20 protein-coding genes are annotated in these 19,918 nt (G+C 51.2%); 6 read left to right on the top strand and 14 right to left on the bottom strand.

The genetic code is table 11. The annotated features are described in order from the left end of the window. Nucleotides 1-43 precede the first annotated feature (43 nt). Both lysS and H8K27_RS07560 read left to right on the top strand, forming a co-directional pair. A complete protein-coding gene (gene lysS / locus H8K27_RS07565; RefSeq protein ID WP_186862537.1) occupies nt 44-1,582 on the top strand; it encodes a lysine--tRNA ligase in 1,539 nt (512 codons plus the stop codon). Between the two features lie 86 nt (nt 1,583-1,668). Then, complete coding sequence (locus H8K27_RS07560; protein ID WP_222610615.1) at nt 1,669-3,447, top strand: ABC transporter ATP-binding protein; 1,779 nt, start codon at nt 1,669-1,671, stop codon at nt 3,445-3,447. A 128-nt stretch (nt 3,448-3,575) separates the two neighbouring features. Here H8K27_RS07560 and H8K27_RS07555 read toward each other — a convergent pair whose 3' ends face one another. Beyond that, a complete protein-coding gene (locus H8K27_RS07555) occupies nt 3,576-4,571 on the bottom strand; it encodes an NAD(P)/FAD-dependent oxidoreductase (protein ID WP_186862536.1) in 996 nt (331 codons plus the stop codon). A gap of 76 nt (nt 4,572-4,647) precedes the next feature. Continuing rightward, nucleotides 4,648-5,097: a CBS domain-containing protein gene (locus H8K27_RS07550; protein WP_186862535.1), complete on the bottom strand. Its 450-nt coding sequence runs from the start codon at nt 5,095-5,097 to the stop codon at nt 4,648-4,650. Between the two features lie 161 nt (nt 5,098-5,258). On the opposite strand from H8K27_RS07550, the gene H8K27_RS07545 reads away from it, so the two are divergent. The 3 genes from H8K27_RS07545 to H8K27_RS07535 are packed head-to-tail and all read left to right on the top strand — an operon-like array spanning nt 5,259 to nt 8,007. Then, nucleotides 5,259-6,569: an O-acetylhomoserine aminocarboxypropyltransferase gene (locus tag H8K27_RS07545; RefSeq protein ID WP_186862534.1), complete on the top strand. Its 1,311-nt coding sequence runs from the start codon at nt 5,259-5,261 to the stop codon at nt 6,567-6,569. Nucleotide 6,570: 1 nt separating this feature from the next. Further along, nucleotides 6,571-7,377, top strand: a complete 807-nt coding sequence (locus tag H8K27_RS07540; RefSeq protein WP_186862533.1) for an alpha/beta fold hydrolase — start codon at nt 6,571-6,573, stop codon at nt 7,375-7,377. 57 nt (nt 7,378-7,434) lie between these two features. Further along, nucleotides 7,435-8,007 carry a LysE family translocator gene (locus H8K27_RS07535; protein ID WP_186862532.1) on the top strand — a complete coding sequence of 191 codons (573 nt, stop codon included), beginning with the start codon at nt 7,435-7,437 and terminating at the stop codon, nt 8,005-8,007. Nucleotides 8,008-8,046: 39 nt separating this feature from the next. Here the strand turns inward: H8K27_RS07535 and H8K27_RS07530 are convergent, their stop codons facing one another. From H8K27_RS07530 to H8K27_RS07515, 4 genes are all read right to left on the bottom strand, one after another. Beyond that, the gene (locus H8K27_RS07530) at nt 8,047-9,108 is read right to left on the bottom strand and encodes a sulfotransferase family protein (protein ID WP_186862531.1); all 1,062 of its coding nucleotides are present in this window, start codon (nt 9,106-9,108) and stop codon (nt 8,047-8,049) included. Between the two features lie 69 nt (nt 9,109-9,177). Then, the gene (locus H8K27_RS07525) at nt 9,178-10,173 is read right to left on the bottom strand and encodes a DHH family phosphoesterase (protein ID WP_186862530.1); all 996 of its coding nucleotides are present in this window, start codon (nt 10,171-10,173) and stop codon (nt 9,178-9,180) included. 8 nt (nt 10,174-10,181) lie between these two features. Continuing rightward, a complete protein-coding gene (gene cysC, locus H8K27_RS07520) occupies nt 10,182-10,766 on the bottom strand; it encodes an adenylyl-sulfate kinase (RefSeq protein WP_230419059.1) in 585 nt (194 codons plus the stop codon). 163 nt (nt 10,767-10,929) lie between these two features. Then, nucleotides 10,930-12,672, bottom strand: a complete 1,743-nt coding sequence (locus tag H8K27_RS07515; RefSeq protein ID WP_186862529.1) for a methyl-accepting chemotaxis protein — start codon at nt 12,670-12,672, stop codon at nt 10,930-10,932. A 213-nt stretch (nt 12,673-12,885) separates the two neighbouring features. Between H8K27_RS07515 and H8K27_RS07510 the strand changes: the two genes are divergently transcribed. Then, nucleotides 12,886-13,113 (top strand): hypothetical protein, encoded by a 228-nt coding sequence (locus H8K27_RS07510; protein WP_186862528.1) that lies wholly within the window; start codon nt 12,886-12,888, stop codon nt 13,111-13,113. Between the two features lie 288 nt (nt 13,114-13,401). On the opposite strand, the gene H8K27_RS07505 is transcribed toward H8K27_RS07510, so the two are convergent. From H8K27_RS07505 to H8K27_RS07470, 8 genes are all read right to left on the bottom strand, one after another. Next, complete coding sequence (locus tag H8K27_RS07505) at nt 13,402-13,824, bottom strand: GNAT family N-acetyltransferase (RefSeq protein ID WP_186862719.1); 423 nt, start codon at nt 13,822-13,824, stop codon at nt 13,402-13,404. A 6-nt stretch (nt 13,825-13,830) separates the two neighbouring features. Beyond that, nucleotides 13,831-14,265: an acyl-CoA thioesterase gene (locus H8K27_RS07500; RefSeq protein WP_186862527.1), complete on the bottom strand. Its 435-nt coding sequence runs from the start codon at nt 14,263-14,265 to the stop codon at nt 13,831-13,833. Between the two features lie 6 nt (nt 14,266-14,271). Further along, the gene (locus tag H8K27_RS07495; protein WP_186862526.1) at nt 14,272-15,168 is read right to left on the bottom strand and encodes an alpha/beta fold hydrolase; all 897 of its coding nucleotides are present in this window, start codon (nt 15,166-15,168) and stop codon (nt 14,272-14,274) included. 56 nt (nt 15,169-15,224) lie between these two features. Further along, on the bottom strand, nt 15,225-16,124 hold the full coding sequence (locus H8K27_RS07490; RefSeq protein WP_186862525.1) for an SDR family oxidoreductase: 900 nt from the start codon (nt 16,122-16,124) through the stop codon (nt 15,225-15,227). A gap of 42 nt (nt 16,125-16,166) precedes the next feature. Then, nucleotides 16,167-17,165 carry an NADP-dependent oxidoreductase gene (locus tag H8K27_RS07485; protein ID WP_186862718.1) on the bottom strand — a complete coding sequence of 333 codons (999 nt, stop codon included), beginning with the start codon at nt 17,163-17,165 and terminating at the stop codon, nt 16,167-16,169. An 8-nt stretch (nt 17,166-17,173) separates the two neighbouring features. Further along, a complete protein-coding gene (locus H8K27_RS07480; RefSeq protein ID WP_230419003.1) occupies nt 17,174-18,424 on the bottom strand; it encodes a serine hydrolase domain-containing protein in 1,251 nt (416 codons plus the stop codon). A 100-nt stretch (nt 18,425-18,524) separates the two neighbouring features. Further along, entirely contained in the window at nt 18,525-18,986 is a 462-nt protein-coding gene (locus tag H8K27_RS07475) for a PaaI family thioesterase (RefSeq protein WP_186862523.1), read from the bottom strand. An 8-nt stretch (nt 18,987-18,994) separates the two neighbouring features. Next, nucleotides 18,995-19,786, bottom strand: a complete 792-nt coding sequence (locus H8K27_RS07470; RefSeq protein ID WP_186862522.1) for an SDR family oxidoreductase — start codon at nt 19,784-19,786, stop codon at nt 18,995-18,997. Between the last annotated feature and the right edge of the window lie 132 nt (nt 19,787-19,918).

Raw genomic sequence — 19,918 nt, 5'->3', positions numbered from 1 at the left:
GGCAGACTGCCCGGACAACTGAGAGAAATCTGAGAGAAATCTTATGTCAGAACTGAATAACCAAAACGCCGCCAGCGAATTGCCGGTCGATGAAAATTCCATCATCGCGGAACGCCGCGCCAAGCTGGATGCGATCCGTGCCAAAGGTGTCGCCTTTCCGAACGACTTCCGCCCTCAGCACAAAGCGGCTGACCTGCAAGCAAAATATGCAGAAATCGGGCGCGAAGAACTGGAAGCCATGAATGTGGAAGTCAGCGTCGCCGGCCGTATGATGCTCAAGCGCGAAGCAGGTAAAAAAGCAGCATTCGCGACCTTGCAAGACGCATCCGGCATGAAAGCCGATGGCCGCATCCAGCTGTACGTGACGCTGGATAAAACCGGTGAGGAAGCAATGGAAGCCTTCCGCCATTACGATCTGGGCGACATCCTCGGCATCGAAGGCGTGTTGTTCAAAACCAAAACGGATGAGCTGACAGTTAAAGTCACGACACTGCGTCTGCTGACCAAATCATTGCGACCATTGCCGGATAAATTCCACGGCCTGGCAAATCAGGAAACCAAATACCGTCAACGTTATGTTGACCTGATCATGAGCGAAGACACGCGCCGCACCTTCAAAGCGCGTACCGCGGCAATGACATCGATCCGCAACTTCATGGCCAGCCATGAATTCATGGAGGTCGAAACACCGATGCTGCATGTAATTCCCGGTGGTGCTGCAGCCAAGCCTTTCATCACCCATCACAATGCACTGGACATGGAAATGTACCTGCGCATCGCGCCTGAGCTGTACCTGAAGCGACTGGTCGTCGGCGGCTTCAACCGGGTGTTTGAAGTCAACCGTAATTTCCGCAACGAAGGTGTGTCACCGCGTCATAATCCTGAATTCACCATGATGGAATTCTATGCGGCTTATGTCGATTACAAATGGCTGATGGACTTCACTGAACAGGTCATCCGCAAAGCCGCAGAAGATGCGCACGGCACCGCAGTGCTGACGTATCAGGGTAAAGAGCTTGACCTGTCAAAGCCGTTTGAACGCCTGACCATCGTCGGCGCGATCAATAAATATGCACCGCAATACACGAATGAACAATTGCACGACGCTGAATTCATCAAGGCTGAATTACTGAAATTCGGTGTCAAACCGTTTGCTACCGCCGGTCTCGGCGCCTTGCAACTGGCGCTGTTTGAAGAAACTGCCGAAGCACAACTATGGAATCCGACTTACATCATCGACTACCCGGTTGAAGTGTCGCCGCTGGCACGCGCTTCTGATACCGTTCCCGGCATCACAGAACGCTTCGAGCTGTTTATGACCGGTCGTGAAATCGCTAACGGTTTCTCCGAGCTGAATGATGCCGAAGATCAGGCTGCACGCTTCCAGGCGCAGGTTGCAGCGAAAGATGCAGGCGACGAAGAAGCGATGTACTACGACGCCGATTACATCCGTGCACTCGAATATGGCCTGCCACCAACCGGTGGCTGCGGTATCGGTATCGACCGTCTGATGATGCTGATTACCGATTCCCCGAATATTCGTGACGTCATTCTGTTTCCGCATCTGCGCCGCGAAGACTGATTGTGATCTGATCAGGTAACACCCTCAGGGACTGTATGATACAGTCCCTTTTTTTATTTTTTTACTATCTGATTGAGCCGCTCACCATGCCAGCAATACATCCGCTTAAAAAATTACTGCACTATGCCAGTGCTTATAAAACTGATTTTCGCCTGGCAACCCTGTATTCCATTCTGAACAAATTTTTTGATGTACTGCCGGAAGTGCTGATTGGTGTGGCAGTCGATATCGTCGTCAATGGCGAAAAAAGCTTTCTTGCCAAACGCGTGCTGGGCGGCTTTGGTATTACGGAAACCTGGCATCAGCTGGTGTTTCTCGGCGTGGTCAACGCGTTTATATGGATGGGTGAATCCTGGTTTGAATATTTACTGTCGCTGAAATGGCGCAAGCTGGCGCAGAATCTGCAACATGATTTGCGGCTGGATACGTATGACCATGTACAAAAACTGGAAATGGCGTATTTTGAAAATCAGCGTACCGGCAATCTGATGTCAGTGCTGAACGAAGACATCAATCAGATGGAACGTTTCCTGAACGGTGGCGCGAATCAGATCATTCAGGTGATCTGCTCTTCCATCATGGTCAGCGCCGTCTTCTTTGCGTTGCAACCTTCGCTGGCAGTCATTGCCCTGCTGCCAGTACCGGCAATTTTATTTGGTGCCTTCTGGTTCCAGAAACGGCTTGCCCCGCGTTACGCCGAAGTCCGCGAAGCCGCTGGTGACGTCAGCGCCCGCCTGAACAACAACCTGCTCGGGCTGGCCACCATCAAAGCGTTTGCCACCGAAGATTTTGAAAAAAATCACATTGCCGAAGCCAGCAATACTTATCGAGAAGCCAATGCACGGGCAATTGCCGTCAGCGCCGCCATCACACCCGTGATCCGGATGGCGATTCTGGCAGGCTTTACCGCGACGCTGGTCTACGGCGGCTGGCTGACCTTACATGATGAACTGGCGGTCGGCGCCTATTCCGTGCTGGTCTACCTGACTCAGCGATTACTGTGGCCAATGACAGGCTTGGCGGAGGTGGCGGATATGTACCAGCGTTCCATGTCAGCGATTGACCGCGCCATGAACCTGCTCGATACACCGATTAACATTCACTACGAAGGCACGCATCTGCCACCGGCTGCCGTCAGAGGCGATCTTCGCTTTGAGCAAGTCAGTTTTGCCTACGGTGAGCAGACCACACTGGCGCACATCAACCTGCACATTCCGGCGGGTAAAACAGTGGCATTTGTCGGCTCTACCGGCTCGGGAAAGTCGACGCTGGTGAAGCTGCTATTGCGCTTTTATACCCCGCAGTCCGGTCACATCCTGCTTGACGGCCAGGCAACCGATACGCTGAACCTGCAAGACTTACGACGCGTGATTGGCTACGTAGCGCAAGACAGTTTCCTGACTGACGGCACGATCGCCGACAATATTGCATACGGCCTCGAAAACATCAGCGAGCAGGCAATTGCCAATGCGGCCCAGGCCGCGGAAGCCATGGAATTCATTCAAAAGCTCCCACTCGGCTTTGCCACACGTATTGGCGAACGCGGGCAAAAGCTGTCTGGCGGTCAGCGTCAGCGTCTTGCGCTGGCACGAGCTATCCTGAAAAATCCGCCTATCCTGATTCTGGACGAAGCAACCAGCGCGATTGACAACGAAACCGAAGCCGCTATCCAACGCAGCCTGGAAGTCGTCAGTCGCGATCGCACCACCATCGTGATTGCGCATCGTCTTTCAACCGTCCGCCAGGCCGATTGTATCCATGTGCTGGAATCCGGCAGCATCGTCGAAAGCGGAACGCATGAGCAGCTATTGCAGCTGAACGGCGCTTACGCTGCATTGTGGCGCCTGCAGACCGGAGAAAAATAAGTCGCTGCGCTGTTGCCTGTGAACGTCACAACACATAACGGGCAACAACGCAGCGATCAGAACAGCCGAAAGACTGATGCCGGGGGCAATAACAGCCTCACGACTGGCTCAGCATAAGAATTACTGAGTCAAGACGTTATTTCTTTCGACAGTGCCAGGCCGCTCAAAAACGCATTTTCGATACGACCAGCACCCTCGAGTCCGTTAGAGAACCAGTCACCGCAAATCCCGATGCCCAGGCTGGCATTCCACAAACAATCCATCTCCAGCGTATGCTCCGCCTGCGCAAAACGCCACAGATGCGTTACCGCATAAATCGGCTGCACCCAGGAATCGGTGGCTTCATGAAAGGCTTTCGACAATTTATCGCGGACACGTTCAGGGTCATCTTCCAGATGCTCCCGGCTCCAGCCGGGCGTTGCATGCAATATCCAGCGGTCACCAAGACGGTGACCGGGCTTGGAGGTATCCCGGGCAATCCAGCTCAAGCGCGAATGCTGTACCCATGCTGCATCAAACGGCAATTCCAGTGAATCCTGAAATCCCAGCATCAGTGCCCAGCATGGCGCCATATTGACCGGCCGGATCTGCTGCTGCAGCTTGGGCGCAATCGCCAGCAAGGTAAAGGCCTGATCCGCAGGCAATGCCATCACGACAGCATCAAACGGACCAGCAGATGCAGGAATGGCGACTTCTGGTGACGCCAGCTTCAATAACCAGCGGCCTTCCCATTTTTCCAGCGCCACGACTCTTTGCTCTTTGCGGATATCCAGACCGTGCGCCAGTTGTCTGCCCAGACCATTCATGGAAGGAACCGCGACGTACCGGTGTGCACTGCGTCCTGCCGGTTTCGCCTCGCCCTGTTCCAGCGTAACCAGCCGCGGATTCCAGGCTGTAATCCAGCCCATTTTCTTCCAGTCGGCAATTTCCTTTTTAAAGCGTTCGCTGGTGCCGGTCATGTATTGCGCGCCATGATCAAAAGCCCCCAGCTCAGTCTGCCTGCTGGCCATACGACCGCTGACATCGGCACTCTTTTCATACACAGTGATGTGATGCCCCTGCGCCTGCAACTGGCGTGCAACTGTCAGACCGGATAATCCGGCACCGATTACAGCAATATTCATATGATTCCTTTCAGAAAAATAAAAACGCCCGCAATCTGGGTGCGGGCGTTTCAGGGCATTAGCGGGCCATCAGCATTTATTCTTCGCTTTCTTCCACAGGCCAGTCGCGAATGTAGGCTTTCAGCATCTTGTTTTCAAAACTCTGTGCTTCCAGCACTGCTTTGGCAACGTCGTAGAAAGAAATGACGCCCAGCAGAGTCTTTGCATCCATCACAGGCAGATAGCGGGAATGCTTTTCCAGCATCATCCGTCGCACTTCATTGACTTCTGTTTCCGGGGTCACGGTCAGCGGATGGTCATCCATGTATTTGCGAACGGTGCCGGTTCCCAGTGAGCCATTGTTTTTATGAATTGCACGGATCACTTCACGGAATGTCAGTATGCCTGCCAGATCCCCGTATTCCATCACAACCAGGGAACCGATATCTTTTTCTTCCATCACGCTGACGGCGTCTGCAATGGCAGTGTCTGGCGTGATCGTAAAAAGGATATTGCCTTTAACCTGAAGTATTTCGGAAACTTTCATGAGCGCCCCCTCCTGAGACCGGTATGATTTGAAACTGTTTTCAATGTATCGCAAGCCATGTAAAAAATCCAGCAAGTTCCTTATTTTCCGGATCAAAACACAATTTCATTTTGTTGCGTTGATGGTAGCATTGCTGCATCACAATATGGAGACTGAATACGATGAGCGCCCCCCGTTATCCCGGTTTTGACACACTCGCGCTGCATGCCGGCGCTGCGCCTGATCCGGCGACCGGAGCCAGAGCCACGCCGATTTATCTGACTTCCTCATTCCGCTTTAAAGACTCCGACCACGCTGCTTCCCTGTTCAACATGGAACGCGCAGGCCATGTTTACTCGCGCATTTCCAATCCGACCAACGCCGTACTGGAAGAGCGGATTGCCGCGCTTGAAGGCGGCGTGGCGGGTATCGCCGTCGCCAGCGGCCAGGCAGCGATGCATCTCGGTCTGGCAACTATTGCCGGCGCAGGATCACATATTGTCGCATCGCGTGCGCTGTATGGCGGCTCGCACAATCTGCTGGCCTATACGATGAAGCGCTTTGGCATAGAAACGACTTTTGTCGACCCGCGCGACCTGAATGCGTGGCGACAGGCTATCCGTCCCGAAACCAAGGTCCTGTTTGCGGAAACACTGGGAAACCCCGGACTGGATGTGTTGAATATACCCGCTGTTGCTGAGATCGCCCACCAGCACTTCCTGCCCCTGATGGTGGACTCGACGTTTACCACACCGTATCTGTTGCGCCCGTTTGATCACGGGGCTGATCTGGTATTTCATTCCGCCACAAAATTCCTGTGCGGTCACGGCACAGCAATTGGTGGCCTGCTGGTCGATGGCGGTACATTTGACTGGCAGCAGGCTTATGAAAAAACCGGCCGGTTTGCCGAATTATGCGAGCCTTATGACGGCTTTCATGGCATGGTGTTCACCGAAGAATCCAGCGTCAGCGCTTTTGCGTTGCGCGCCAGACGCGAAGGCCTGCGCGATTTCGGTGCCTGCATGAGTCCCTACAACGCATTTACCATTCTCCAGGGCATAGAAACTCTGAGTTTGCGCATGGACAGGCATATTGCAAACACCCGTAAAGTGGTTGAATTTCTACTGGCACACCCTGCTGTTGCAACGGTCGCCTATCCCGAACTAGATCATCATCCCGATTATGAACTGGCTAAAAAGTTGCTGCCTCAGGGTTGTGGTGCCGTGATCTCGTTCAATTTAAAGGGCGACCGTGCTGCTGGCCAGCGTTTCGTTGAAACTTTGAAAGTCTTTTCACATCTGGCCAATATAGGTGATGCGAAATCCCTTGTGATTCATCCGGCATCAACCACGCATTTCCGCGTGCCTGCTGCTCAACTGGCCGAATCCGGCATCACCGAAGGCACGATGCGTTTATCGGTCGGGCTGGAAGATAGCAGCGATCTGCTGGAAGACTTGGCCCGCGCATTAAAAGCCGCACAGAAAGGGAGCTGAGATGTTTTTTCAAGTTAACGGACAAGTTGTTTATGCTTATACCGGCAACAAAGCGCTGAATCTGCAACAGCCGACCGTGGTATTTATCCACGGTGCGCAAAACGATCATTCAGTCTGGGCATTACAGAGCCGCTATTTTGCATATCATGGCTACAATGTTCTTGCAGTTGATCTGCCAGGGCATGGTCGCAGTGGTGGCATGGCGCTCAATACAGTCGGGCAAATGGCGAACTGGCTGCTGGCACTACTGGATGCCGCCAAGATAACGAATGCCAGCCTGATCGGGCATAGCATGGGGTCTCTGATCGCTCTCGAAACAGCTCATCAGGCTCCTGCACGCATCGACAAATTGGCTTTATTGGGCACCGCCTATCCCATGAAAGTATCGGATGCGTTACTGGATGCGGCACAAAACGAAGAATACAATGCAATCGACATGGTGAACATCTGGTCACACGTCAATCAATTGCATCAGCCATCCAGTCTTGCTCCTGGTTTCTCGGTACTCGGCGTCAGCCGTCGTCTGATGCAAAGGATTTCACAGATCAATCCTGCCAAGGTGTTCCATACCGACTTTCTCGCCTGCAATACTTATAACAATGGCGAGACCGCAGCGCACAGTGTCGCTTGCCCCACCCTGTTTCTGATTGCCCGCAAAGATATGATGACACCGCCGAAAGCGGCGCAAACCTTAATTAATTCAGTGACCGACAAACAGGTCGAAATACTGGAAAACTGCGGGCATTCTATGATGACGGAACAGGCAGAACTGGTACTCAACAAACTTTACCGTTTTATCAGGGGCTAAAAAAGTATGGCGTTTAATGTGCAAAGCCTGGCTTTATTTACAGCGGCAGAAGCCGCCATGTCCTTATCGCCAGGACCCGCTGTGATGATGGTCGTCACCTGTGGCATCTTGCGTGGCTGGCGCACATCGATCTGGGCCAGCCTCGGCATTTTGTCCGGTAATGCGATTTATTTTGGCTTGTCTGCAACGGGCATAAGCAGTCTGATCCTCGCATCACCCAAAATATTTTATGGTCTCAAATACCTTGGCGCCGCATATCTGGTTTACCTCGGCATATCGGCAATCCTCGGCAGACCATCGCCGATCACGCTGTCACGTCCTGATGACAGTAACGCCAGTCAGCTGAAAATTTACCGCAGCGCGCTGGCGTTGCAGCTTGGCAATCCAAAAACGATGCTGACTTTCGTCGCGATTCTGCCGCAGTTTATCGACCCGACGATAGCGATAGGTTGGCAAATGCTGTTATTAGCACTTTGTTCCATGGTTCCGGAATTTTTTATTTTGCTAGGCTACGGTATGTTGGCCAGCAAGGCCAGTCACTGGGCAACGCAGGAAAGATATGCCGCGATTACAGAAAGAATTGCCGGTAGCCTGGTACTGACCACCGGTATCATGGTTGCGATTATATGATGACAAAACACCTTGTCTCAGTCAGCCTTTAGCCTTTACTCAGGCCGGCGGCGGTAACATCGCCATCAGGCGGCCTAAATAATCAGCCCGGTAACGGCGCAATATATAGTCTTTGAAATTATTTTCCTTCAGATCAGCCCACGCCTGCAAACGGCCTGACAATGATTTTTCTCCTGCCACAGCCAGCATGCTTTGCGTGATGTCAGCATTTGCCGGTGTCATCGCTTCATAGCCATACTTCTGCATAAAGCTTTTGCACAGCGTTTCTATAACCTCGATTTCGTCGAGGCTTAATTGTTGCCTGAATTTATCTTTATTCGCCATTAACGGCGGGAAACGGTTGCTTTCCCATAATGCCGACAACTGGGAAATCTGCAACGCTTCCTGCGAATGCGAAACATCCAGCATCGCCGGCAAAAAACTGATTCCCAAAAATTCGCAAATGCGACGCAATACCAGTTCCTGATTGCTTAAAAAATCTTCATAACGGATAGTCAGCACGCTATCCGGATATTTCTCAATCAATGCACTGGCCATCTTGTGCGCATCAACCCATGCAAGCGCATTCAGCGTCGCATCATATTCGTGAATAATCGCCCGATTCATCGACGCCACCTGCGCACGCGGATCGCGCACGACATTTAAAAACAACATATCGGGAAACAGCTCCAGCAACTCGTCTGCATAGCGCACGCTGTCCAGTGATTTATCCATCACGATGCTGGCATGGTGTAACTCTCCGGCACGTAGCAGCAACTCCCAAAGCACCCGGTGTATGCTGCGCTTTTCCTGTTTGATTGCTTCAAAAATGTCTACCGGATCAAACACGATGTCATTCCACTTCACCATACTGGATGTCTGCAGACCGATCACATCCACAATCAGCCTGAAGTAATTCTGATCAATCCTCAGGTCACCATAACGCGGCAGCAAAGGCATGAAATCAATAATATGCAAAGGGTATGGTGAGTAAAACTCCGGGCTATTATTCAAACGCAGTCGTAATGCATGGCTGCCGCAGCGACGCAGAGGAGTCATCAGCACCGGGCGCGGTCTGGACTGTATTTTTGCTATTGATAACGGTTTTATTTCCTGCTCCATGTCAGCCTCATAAGAAGTCACAAATCAATCAAAACAATACAGTCAATCCAGGACAGGTGAAGATGTGAATCAATGAACATCCGGTGATTCGAAATAATTAAAAAATGCCGCAAAAAAAGCGTCCGCGTCCTGCAACTCAAGATAATTAATGCCAGCCGCCAGCCGCCGGCCGCCGCCGCCGGGAAACATCTCGCAAAAGTGACTGGCTGGTTTTCGTTCAGGATCAGCCGAACGTACACTGACTACGAAACCACCTGTCGCCTTCGGTGTGAGCACGGCAAAAGAAAGGTCGGGATGCTGTTCAGATAACTGATTAGCAAATACCCCCGACAAACGGCGCGCCCACGGCTCTTCCGGCAACAGATAAATCTGACTGGCCTTCCCGGTCTGTACTGGTCGTAAATGATCGATGTGAGAAAAGTCTTCGGCGTAAGCGTATTGCAATGCTAAAAAATGCGATGAATGCCAGATAAAATCGAAAGGGTCGGCATACTGTTGAATCTCGCGATATAACGCAGCGGGATGGATATGCAAATCACTGACATGCTCACCGTAAGCATTAAAATTAATCAGCTTTCCCAGTTCCTGCAAATTGAGCCTCTGAAGCTGCGTCAGGTGCTGACCGGCTGCTATGATATCCGCAGTAGCTATTAAATTATCACCATAAGCAGCGGCGATTGCCCATTTTACGAAACGCCCCTGCAAATAGCGATTGACCAAAATGCTGGTACAAACATCATGTGCTTCACTCCAGTTCCATGTGAGGTGGGTATGATGAAATATCTGTTTGGCCGTATGATGATCAAAATAGAGCACCTCGGCACCAGCGGCGAGATGTTTCTTTAATGGTTCGATGTTTGCGTCCAGCGAGATATCCAGTACAGTCAGTTTATCGCCCGCTTTGGCGTCTACCCTGTCCAGCAAAGTGATGTCGCGTTTGACCCCAGTCACCAGAATCGTTTCAGCAGGAAATGCCAGGCGCAGCTGATGTAAAGCACAAATCCCATCGGCATCACCATTAAAAATATCAAAGCAACGCGGCTGGGTTTGATGTTCGGCAATCATGTCCGGACTCATTTAGGAAAATATTGTCCGGCTAAATGCTGATACAGTTTTTCCGCTACTAACCCGACAGGGTCACTTTCGGAATCGACCTCGAATTCAGGATTATCCGGAACTTCATAGGGAGCAGATATACCGGTAAATTCGGAAATTTCACCACGGCGCGCTTTGACATACAGACCTTTCGGATCACGTGACTCACAAACTGCTGCCGATGCATTAACATACACTTCGAGAAAACGCTGCGCACCGATAATCTCACGTGCCATCTGACGATCTGAGCAAAGCGGTGAAATCAGAGCAGTGATCACAATCAGCCCAGCTTCATTCATCAAATGCGCAACCTCTGCAGTCCTGCGTATATTTTCCTTGCGATCAGCCGCGGTAAACCCCAGATCACTATTCAGATGATGACGCAGATTATCGCCATCAAGAACGAAACTGCACTTCCCCTTCTCAAGCAATAATTTTTCCAAGGCATACGCAATGCTTGACTTGCCTGATGCACTTAACCCCGTCAACCATAAAGTAACAGGCCTTTGCTTTAACAGGCTCTCGCGCACAGCCGACGAAACCGCCCCGAAATGCCAGGTCAGATTTTCCTTCAGTGAGGCATGCTCAACAAAACGGCCAAAATGTAACCGTTTATCATCCCCGCTGACAGGGTACGCCAGGTTCTCAGTATTTTTTGACAGATTCACATGACACCTCCATGCATCCCGGGATTAATCATCGTCAAAACAAACAGACTAAAGCAGTTTAAAATTCCGCCCATTCAGCAGCTTCTTCATTCTTCACGGATGCAGCATTGGCAATTTTTTTTACCGGCATCACATTGTGGGTATTCGTTTTCATCACCGGGTGTTTCTTTGGCAGGGCAACGACTTTACTGTGTACGTGCGGTTGTACTGCTGCATTAGCTTCAGGTGAGGAAGGTTGCAAACGGAAAGTGCTGACCAGATTACGCAACTCATCGGCCTGATCCTGCAATGACGTTGCGGCGGCGGCGGCCTCTTCAACCAAAGCAGCATTCTGTTGCGTCACATCATCCATCTGGACTATTGCTTCATTAATCTGCTCGATACCGGTCGTTTGCTCTTCGGTCGCCAGCATGATTTCGTTCATGATTCCTGTGACTTTTTGAATACTACCGACAATTTCCGCCATCGTAGATCCTGCCTGATCGACCAACTTTGCACCGGTTTCGACTTTGCTGACCGAGTCATCTATCAGCTTCTTGATCTCCCGTGCGGCTTCTGCCGAACGCTGCGCAAGATTCCTGACTTCCGTTGCGACGACCGCAAAACCACGCCCCTGTTCTCCCGCTCTTGCGGCTTCAACCGCAGCATTTAAGGCCAGAATATTCGTTTGGAACGCAATCCCATCGATCACGCTGATAATGTCAACGATTTTGCGGGATGATTCATTGATTGCGCCCATGGTCTGCACAACCTCAGAGACCACCGCGCCTCCCTTCACAGCAACATCAGAAGCAGACAAAGCCAACTGATTAGCTTGCTTTGCATTATCAGAATTTTGTTTAACTGTTGATGTCAGCTCTTCCATCGAGGAAGCAGTTTCCTCCAGTGAACCAGCCTGCTGTTCGGAGCGGGAAGACAAATCCATATTACCCGTAGCAATCTGGGTTGATGCCGATGCGATCGTTTCAGTACCATGCCTGACCTGACCGACAATTTCCGATAACCCATTACGCATATTTTTTAATGCATGCATCAGACTATGTTCATCATCACTTTGGATATGAATATCCACGCTGAGATCACCGTTTGCAATTTTTTCGGCAATTTGTACCGCATAACGCGGCTCACCACCAAGCTGCCTGAGTAAACTGCGAATAATCATCCACGACGCCAGCACCCCGAATAACAATGCAACCGTGCCAAATAGCAGCATCATATTACGTGCATCTTTATAGTCGCTTTCTGCCTGCGCTACCGCTTCTTTATTTTGCTCTGTTTCGTCCTTGATGAATTCATTAATCAAATCCCACCATTTTTTTTGCACTGGTCGGTATTCAAAACGCAATAACTTATACGCTTCATCATTTTTCTTCTGTGTGTACAGATCCAGTGCTTTTACGATATACGGTTCAGCCAGCAACGCCTGCTTTTTGATATCGCCAATCAAACTGAGTTGCATTTGTGTCGGCGTAGGATCGTTGGTCAGCAGCTTTTCTAATTTGTCGACAGCATCCGCATACTTTTTTTTCTGCGCGGCAATCCTGTCAACTTCCATCTGCGACTCTTTTTCATCAGTGAGCAAAATCAGGTTACGCATTGCCAGTGCCCGCTCAGTCACTGTCAGATACATCGTCTGTGCAAGCTTGCTTTCCTCATCATTGAATCGAACGATTTGCTCCATTCGCTGATGCATTTGCTGCAAATAACCAATACCCAAAATAACAACAATGATAAGTAAGCTCAGCACCAGACCAAAACCCAGAATCAGGCGGCTGGAAACTTTAGTATCCTGAATTTTCATGATTCTCTCCTGGTAAATATTGAAATTTCCTCAATTACAGATATCAATCCACTGTTTCAATCACAGATACCCGAGTTAACAAAATGTATATATTGGGCGTAGCTTAATGATAAAAATTCACCCATGAGACAAAGCAACTATTTTCAAAAATTCTACTCTATTTAATAAAATTAGTTTTGAAAAATCCAACATTTTTATTATTTCATGAGAGAAATGTTGGAAAAAGATGGCATGACGACACCATCAAGCCTTGATCGGTTTGTCTTTTTTATTTGCAGTACTGAGCGACATGCCAACCAGACTTACTTCTCCGGGGGCAGGTTGGCTTTACCGCCGACATACCGGGATTGTTTTTGGATACTTTTTGATGTTTTTGAAGGAAAAACCGATGGCAACAAGCTTAGTGGTGGCTGTGGAGCTAACTACCGGAGAAAACGGTGAGTTACGTACGCGAAACCCGTTCCGGCTGGCACTAATTAGTAGCAACGCATCAAAACTGGTGGTGTGAAATTTTCAGCCACTGCATTACGGCAATACTGCGGAGCAACATCTTGTGGAAAGAAGCTATTTTGCAGTCGGTTATCGGCCATGTGCGCCTGCCGACCTTGCCGACAGTCCCGGTTACAGGCAACACAAAGTGGTATTTAGACGTCGTGTCAGACTTTCAATGCATCCTCATCTGCATGGCAAGCAGAAGCTGAGAAATACCGTGTATCTGAACTTTGAGCTTCAAAAAAAACAGTGCATGTGGATATGCGGAATCCCCGCTTCCATGAAGATGTCGCCATCACGGATAAAGCCTTCTTTGAGATAAAAATGCTCTGCACTTTGCTGTGCATTGAGACGGACACAGGCATCACCGCGTTGTTTTGCCTGCTGCATCAGTTGCCTTAAGATCGCAGCGCCCACTCCGACACCGCGAGCCTGAGCCAGCACCGCCATACGGCCAATATGCCCGTCCGGCAACAAACGCCCGGTGCCGATTGCCTGTTGCTGTGCATCGTATGCAACAGCATGCAGACATACGGTGTCGTTAATATCCCATTCAAGCTCGGCAGGAATTTTCTGCTCCACCACGAACACGGCATAACGGACAGGCTGTACATCCTTTTGCAGAGTAGCCCAGTCTCCTAAAACGATGGAAGCGGTCATCATGAATCAATCCGGAGTATTGGTTTGGTCGAAAGCCTGAATTATCGCACGCCAGTTCTCTGGAACCGGCATTCCCTTTCTGAGCGCTGTGTCAGCATATACGTAAGTCAGCTCTCCGCTGACCAGATGTGCATCTTCCTTGAAAATACCGATACTGAACTGCATGGATGAATTTCCGATCCGCTCGCAACGGACCCCGATATCCAGCAAATCATCGAACCTGGCCGGAGCGATATATTCAATACCGGCTTTTCTGGCAAATAATTCTCTGCCCGTTTTGGCCTGCTCTGCCGCATTTGGAAGACCGGTCGCACGCCAGTATTCGGTGAATGCCACATCAAAATACGTCAGGTAATGCCCGTTGAACACAATCGCCTGCATATCCACTTCTGCCCAGCGCACCCGCAGCGTATGAAAAAAAACAAAGTCGGATCTTTTCATGACAGCTCATTCATCCAGGTATTGTCTGATCAGGCCATTAATTCTCTCAGGCTGCTCATGAATCACCCAGTGCGAACCTTCTGCGATTCGCGTAATGCGCAGATCCGGTACAAAATCCTCCATCCCGTCCAGTAAGGATTTCGGCAGGGCTTTGTCGTTTTCACCCCAGATCACACGCGTGGGAACCCTGACACGGAAGTCGTCAGGATTCAGCGCCAGCTGTTGCGGTCCCTGATGGTTCGCTGTCGGGGGATGCAAAGGTGATGCCCGATAATAATTCACCCCGCCAGACAATCCCCTGGCCCAGCAAGCATGGTAAGCAGCGCGTGTGTCCGCATCGAACCAGTGCGCCTCACCCTGCCCCATCCCGTTAAAAAAGCCGTCCATCAGCGCAAAATCATTTTTTTCCAGTGCTTCTTCTGAGCCTGGCTGGCGCAGCCAGTTCATATACTCGCTGGCAGCTCTTTGTGCAGGATCATTCAGCAGTGCCTGCATGAACAGATAAGGATGTGGTGAATTAATGATGATCAGTTTTTCGATCAGTTCAGGCAATGCAATCGCCATATTCCAGCAGACCGCACCGCCCCAGTCATGCGCAACCACAACCACTTTCTGATATCCGAGCTGCTGTATCAGCAGACGCAGATCATCGACGATATGCCTCGCTTTATAGGCACTCAGTTCTGCCGGCATATCCGACAGATTAAATCCCCGCAGGTCAGGAGCCACCGCAAAATGATCCTGTCCGAATTCCGGCAACTGCGCGGACCATTCACCCCAGAATTCAGGAAAACCATGCACAAACAACATCAATGGTTTCCCCGCCTCTCCCGCGCTGGCATAGTGCAGCCGCGTGCCATTATCCAATACGGCAAACTGATTTTGCTGAATACTGACTGACATCCCGTGACTCCTGATTATCTGAGGGTTTTACCGAAAAGCGGATTGAGACGCGGCGCTTATGCTTTCAGTTTTGCGCGCAGCATCTCGCGGATATGCGGCGTCGCCTTGTATGGGTCACCCGGATTACGCTGTAAAACGATATCCTCCATCCGTTCCTGCACATTACTCAGCGCCCCCGGATGCGAGAAAATATAAAACTGTCCGTCCGCAACCGCCTTGAAGGTATTTTCAGCCACCTCCTGCGCCGTCACCTTACCAGAGCTGACCGCTTTGTCTGACATGGCCTGCGCTGCACGCTGGCTGGCAGTCGGCGCTGCGCCCGGCACATCTTCAGGGCGGTTCCGGTGCGACTGTGAAATGCCAGTCGGCACAAAATACGGACAGAGCACAGAAGCGCCAATCGGTGCCTCCACCAGCTGCAAATCCTGATACAACGATTCGGACAAAGAGACGACCGCGTGTTTGGATACGTTATACACGCCCATAGTCGGCGCATTCAGCATACCTGCCATGGAAGCCGTATTGACTATGTGACCTTCATAATGCGGATCTTTTTTCGCGCATTCCAGCATCAGGTTGGTAAAAATCCGCACACCATGAATCACACCCCACAGATTCACGCCCAACACCCATTCCCAGTCTGCCTGAGTGTTTTCCCACACCAGCCCGCCTGAACCGACACCGGCATTATTAAACACCAGATGCACTGCACCGAATTTATCCATTGCAGCAACTGCCAGTGCCTGCACCTGCTCAGCATGACGCACATCGCAACGCAGGGCGATCACGTCAGCCCCCGTCTGCGCCAGCTCGCTGCGGGTGTTTTCCAGCGCATCCTGCTGCACATCAGCCAGCACCAGCCTCATTCCCAGTCGTGCACCGATCAGTGCGAATTCGCGGCCAAATCCACTGGCAGCACCTGTAATAACGGCAACCCGGTCTTTAAATACTTTCATTTGGTCTCCTGATTAAATTTTGTATTTGATGTTTGTGCTGTTTCAGCTCAGTCTGACAAGCTGCTTTCCAAAGTTCTTTCCTTTGAGCAGGCCAATAAATGCGTCCGGCGCGCTCGCCAGTCCTTCCGCAACGGATTCCCTGAATTTCAGTTTTCCTGTTGCAACCAGCGTACCCAGTTCCTGCAAGCCTTGTGGCCATAAGTCCATATGTTCGGACACGATGAAACCCTGCATTTTCAGACGCATGGTCAGAAATACCCGGGCGTTGCGAATGCTGACTGGCTCGCCGTTATAACCGGAAATCATGCCGCATAAGGCAATACGGCCAAATGGATTCATCCGTGCCAGACAGGCATCAAAAATCTCACCGCCGACATTTTCAAAAATGGCGTCAATTCCGTCCGGCGTTGCTGCTGCCAGATCCGCTTCCAGATGACCGGCCTTGTAGTCGATGCAGGCATCAAAACCAAGCTCATTGACGACATAAGCGCACTTCTCAGCACCGCCGGCGATACCGACCACACGGCAACCACGTTGTTTGGCGAGCTGGCCGACGACGCTGCCGACAGCACCACTGGCAGCCGACACCACCACGGTTTCGCCATCTTTCGGCGCCATGATCTGGGTCAGGCCATACCATGCAGTCAAGCCCGGCATACCGACTGCGCCCAAATAAGCGGACAAAGGTATCTGGCTGGTATCGAGTTTTCTCAGCAAGCTGCCATCAGAAACGCCGATTTCCGACCAGCCAAACATGCCCAACACCTGATCACCTGTCTGAAAGCGGGGATGCTTACTGGCGATCACTTCGCCAACGGTACCGCCGATCATGGTTTCATTTAAAGGCTGTGGTGCCGCATAGCTTTTGCTTTCTTCCATCCGGCCACGCATGTAGGGATCAAGCGACAGAAAGCGATTACGGATCAGAATTTCCCCTTCCCGGATTTCAGGAAGCGGCAAAGTCTCCAGGCGGAAATTGTCAGGCGTGACCTGCCCATGAGGACGGGAAGCCAGTACGATACGTTGATAAGTAGCAGTCATCATATTATTCACTTCATCAGATAATTGGCCAGTGCGGAAAATGCACGGTAGGTAACAGGATCGGTGACCGGGTTGGCAGCCAGCGGGTGCGAGGAAAATTTGACGATCACCATCTCAGCCACCGGGTCGATATATATGCGCTGACCATGTATGCCGCGTGCCTCGAAGGTCTGGTGTGCGTTATGTCCTATCCACCACATATTGTGGTAGGAATAGCCGGGTAAAGTGATGTATCCGGCCTTCGCAAACTTGGCAGGATCTGCACCTCTGCGAATATCCTGCACGACGGCCGCCGGAATGATCTGTTGCCCATTCCATCTCCCGTTCAGACGCATCATTTCACCAAACCGGGCCATATCCCGCAGCGTCAGGTTCAGGCCACCGCCACCCTGTTCGGTTCCCAGATGGTCAACAGAGAAATACGCATCATTTTCTGTGCCGAGTTTTTGCCAGATCCGCTCTGACAGCAGATCAGACAGCGATTGCCCGGAAGCGCGGCGCACAATCCAGCCCAAAACTTCCGCGTTCACAGTTTTATAGGCAAACGCCTCACCATGCTCACCTTCTTTTTTCAGCCTGACCAGGAAGTCGTAAAAACTCCGCGGTCCATCATAGGTCGGTGCAACAGGCAGCATGCCGCCGGCACGCGCATAATCCCAGATTTCTGCTTTCGGATCAGCGTAGGCTTCGGAATACTTCACGCCTATCGTCATATCCATGACCTGACGTACAGTGGCATCTCCATAAGCACTATCCTTTAACTCCGGCACATACTGGATGACAGGGGCAGACGGATCCAGCTTCCCTTCTTCTGCCAGAGTTGCTGCCAGTGTGCCGACAAAGGACTTGGTGACAGACATTGCAATATGCGGCAAATACGGTTTGCTGATACCAAAGTATTTTTCATAAATCACTTTGCCTTTGTGCATAACCAGAACACTGTCTGTATAAGTGTTCTGCAGCATGTCTGCCCAGGTTGAGTCTGCCTTATTTTCATCAGTGAAATGCAGCTGCTCAATATCACGGTAGACCGTTGGCAATGCGGACACCGGGCCATTGCCATGCCAGACATTCATGGTGGGTCCCAGCTCGCGACCATGTGAAAACGACCAGCGGGTGCGCGGGAACTGATAATTGCTGCCATTGGCGAATTGAATCAGTTTGTCGGGTGGCGGAGGAAAACCCTGCATCCATCCCAGCTTTTTAGGATCAGTTGAGGCCGGATCGGGAAGGCTGGTCTGCGCTATTGCATGATTCATACTCAATCCACCCAAAACGGTTGTCAGAATAAGGCTGCGTAAAGTTTGCTGCATGTTGTCTCCATCATTATTGTGTTTACATTGCCAGCACTACCTGCACTCAGTCACTTCCATACAGCTTTTTCATGTTCTCCCCGGATTTCAGGCGACGCAGATATTTAAACGTGCCCATCGCCTTGGCGATCAGTCTGTCGCCATTCCAGATTTCGCCCTCGCAAAAACACATGGTGGTCGATTCATGAAAGGCTTTGCCGCGCGCTTCAATCCGTCCACCAGCGACACCGCCGGGCTGCAGGAAGCTGGTTTTCATTTCAACCGTCACCACGCCTTTGAGATCGGCATGCAGCGAACGCCCTGCCATTGCCATGGCAACGTCCAGCATCGTCATGAGGACTCCACCATGCGTGATTTGCCAGCTGTTCATGTGGCGCGCAGTCAGGTCCAGCGAAATGGTTGCCTCACCATTTTCCATGCGCAGAAACTCCACACCCAGATCATGCAGGAAGGGGTTGAGAGTCGCGGTAGGCTGCGGGATGTCTGTGTTGTCTCTGGTCTGAGTCATAGTGGTCCTCAGACAGCAGAAACACCACCATCAACAGCCAGGGTCTGCCCTGTGATGTGTTTGCCGGCATCGGAGGCAAACAACAGAGTGATACCTTTCAGGTCTTCGTCATCGCCAATGCGCTGCAACGGAGATTCTTTTGCCAGCTTTTCTTCACCCAGATGCTCCAGAATGCCTTTGGTCATTTTGGAAGGGAAAAAGCCAGGGGCGATCGCATTCACATTGATGCCATGCACACCCCATTCTCCTGCCAGGGTGCGGGTAAAATTGATCACGGCCGCCTTAGACGTATTGTAGGCAATGGTCTGCATGGTGCCAGGAGCATTACCAGATAACCCGGCAATCGACGCCACATTAATGATGCGACCGGAACGACGTGGAATCATGCTGCGCTTACCCACTGCCTGCGACAGCATGAAAATACTCCGGATGTTCAGATTCATCACCTTATCCCACGCATCTAACGGATGATCTTCCGCCGGCGCCCCCCAAGTTGCGCCGGCATTGTTGATCAGGATATCGATATGACCAAGCCGCTTCAGCGCCTCGTCAACCAGCGGTGTGACTGCGCTTTCTTTTGCCAGATCAGCCGCAATCGCACTGGCATCAATGCCCCGGCTTTGCAGATGGGCGACTGCCTCATCCAGATCAGACTGTTTGCGTGAGGACAGCACAATGCGCGCGCCCTGCTCGCCCAGCGCTTCGGCCATCTGCAGGCCGAGCCCGCGCGAGCCGCCGGTAATTAATGCGGTTTTTCCTTTTAAACTGAATAATTCCTGAACTGTGCGTGCTGTACCCATTGTCGTCTCCGTTGTTGTCGTGTCTGTTGTCGTCGGCTTGCTGCAATGTGCAGTCATTGTTTACCCGGGCCGAAATTGATAAAAATGGGGAGTATCTAAAAAAACAAGGCTGATGTCCTTATTTTTAGTGGA

It is taken from the genome of Cognatundibacterium griseum, from assembly GCF_014284195.1.
Lineage (GTDB): Bacteria > Pseudomonadota > Gammaproteobacteria > Burkholderiales > Burkholderiaceae_D > Undibacterium > Undibacterium griseum.
The sequence above is the reverse complement of the archived record's forward strand: the minus strand, read 5'-3'. Positions and strand labels throughout refer to the sequence as shown.

Coding starts and splice junctions, on each gene's coding strand:
- lysS (WP_186862537.1), top strand. CDS start 44: ATGTCAGAACTGAATAACCAAAACGCCGCCAGCGAATTGCCGGTCGAT.
- H8K27_RS07560 (WP_222610615.1), top strand. CDS start 1,669: ATGCCAGCAATACATCCGCTTAAAAAATTACTGCACTATGCCAGTGCT.
- H8K27_RS07555 (WP_186862536.1), bottom strand. CDS start 4,571: ATGAATATTGCTGTAATCGGTGCCGGATTATCCGGTCTGACAGTTGCA.
- H8K27_RS07550 (WP_186862535.1), bottom strand. CDS start 5,097: ATGAAAGTTTCCGAAATACTTCAGGTTAAAGGCAATATCCTTTTTACG.
- H8K27_RS07545 (WP_186862534.1), top strand. CDS start 5,259: ATGAGCGCCCCCCGTTATCCCGGTTTTGACACACTCGCGCTGCATGCC.
- H8K27_RS07540 (WP_186862533.1), top strand. CDS start 6,571: ATGTTTTTTCAAGTTAACGGACAAGTTGTTTATGCTTATACCGGCAAC.
- H8K27_RS07535 (WP_186862532.1), top strand. CDS start 7,435: ATGTCCTTATCGCCAGGACCCGCTGTGATGATGGTCGTCACCTGTGGC.
- H8K27_RS07530 (WP_186862531.1), bottom strand. CDS start 9,108: ATGGAGCAGGAAATAAAACCGTTATCAATAGCAAAAATACAGTCCAGA.
- H8K27_RS07525 (WP_186862530.1), bottom strand. CDS start 10,173: ATGATTGCCGAACATCAAACCCAGCCGCGTTGCTTTGATATTTTTAAT.
- H8K27_RS07515 (WP_186862529.1), bottom strand. CDS start 12,672: ATGAAAATTCAGGATACTAAAGTTTCCAGCCGCCTGATTCTGGGTTTT.
- H8K27_RS07510 (WP_186862528.1), top strand. CDS start 12,886: ATGTTGGAAAAAGATGGCATGACGACACCATCAAGCCTTGATCGGTTT.
- H8K27_RS07505 (WP_186862719.1), bottom strand. CDS start 13,824: ATGACCGCTTCCATCGTTTTAGGAGACTGGGCTACTCTGCAAAAGGAT.
- H8K27_RS07500 (WP_186862527.1), bottom strand. CDS start 14,265: ATGAAAAGATCCGACTTTGTTTTTTTTCATACGCTGCGGGTGCGCTGG.
- H8K27_RS07495 (WP_186862526.1), bottom strand. CDS start 15,168: ATGTCAGTCAGTATTCAGCAAAATCAGTTTGCCGTATTGGATAATGGC.
- H8K27_RS07490 (WP_186862525.1), bottom strand. CDS start 16,124: ATGAAAGTATTTAAAGACCGGGTTGCCGTTATTACAGGTGCTGCCAGT.
- H8K27_RS07485 (WP_186862718.1), bottom strand. CDS start 17,165: ATGACTGCTACTTATCAACGTATCGTACTGGCTTCCCGTCCTCATGGG.
- H8K27_RS07480 (WP_230419003.1), bottom strand. CDS start 18,424: ATGAATCATGCAATAGCGCAGACCAGCCTTCCCGATCCGGCCTCAACT.
- H8K27_RS07475 (WP_186862523.1), bottom strand. CDS start 18,986: ATGACTCAGACCAGAGACAACACAGACATCCCGCAGCCTACCGCGACT.
- H8K27_RS07470 (WP_186862522.1), bottom strand. CDS start 19,786: ATGGGTACAGCACGCACAGTTCAGGAATTATTCAGTTTAAAAGGAAAA.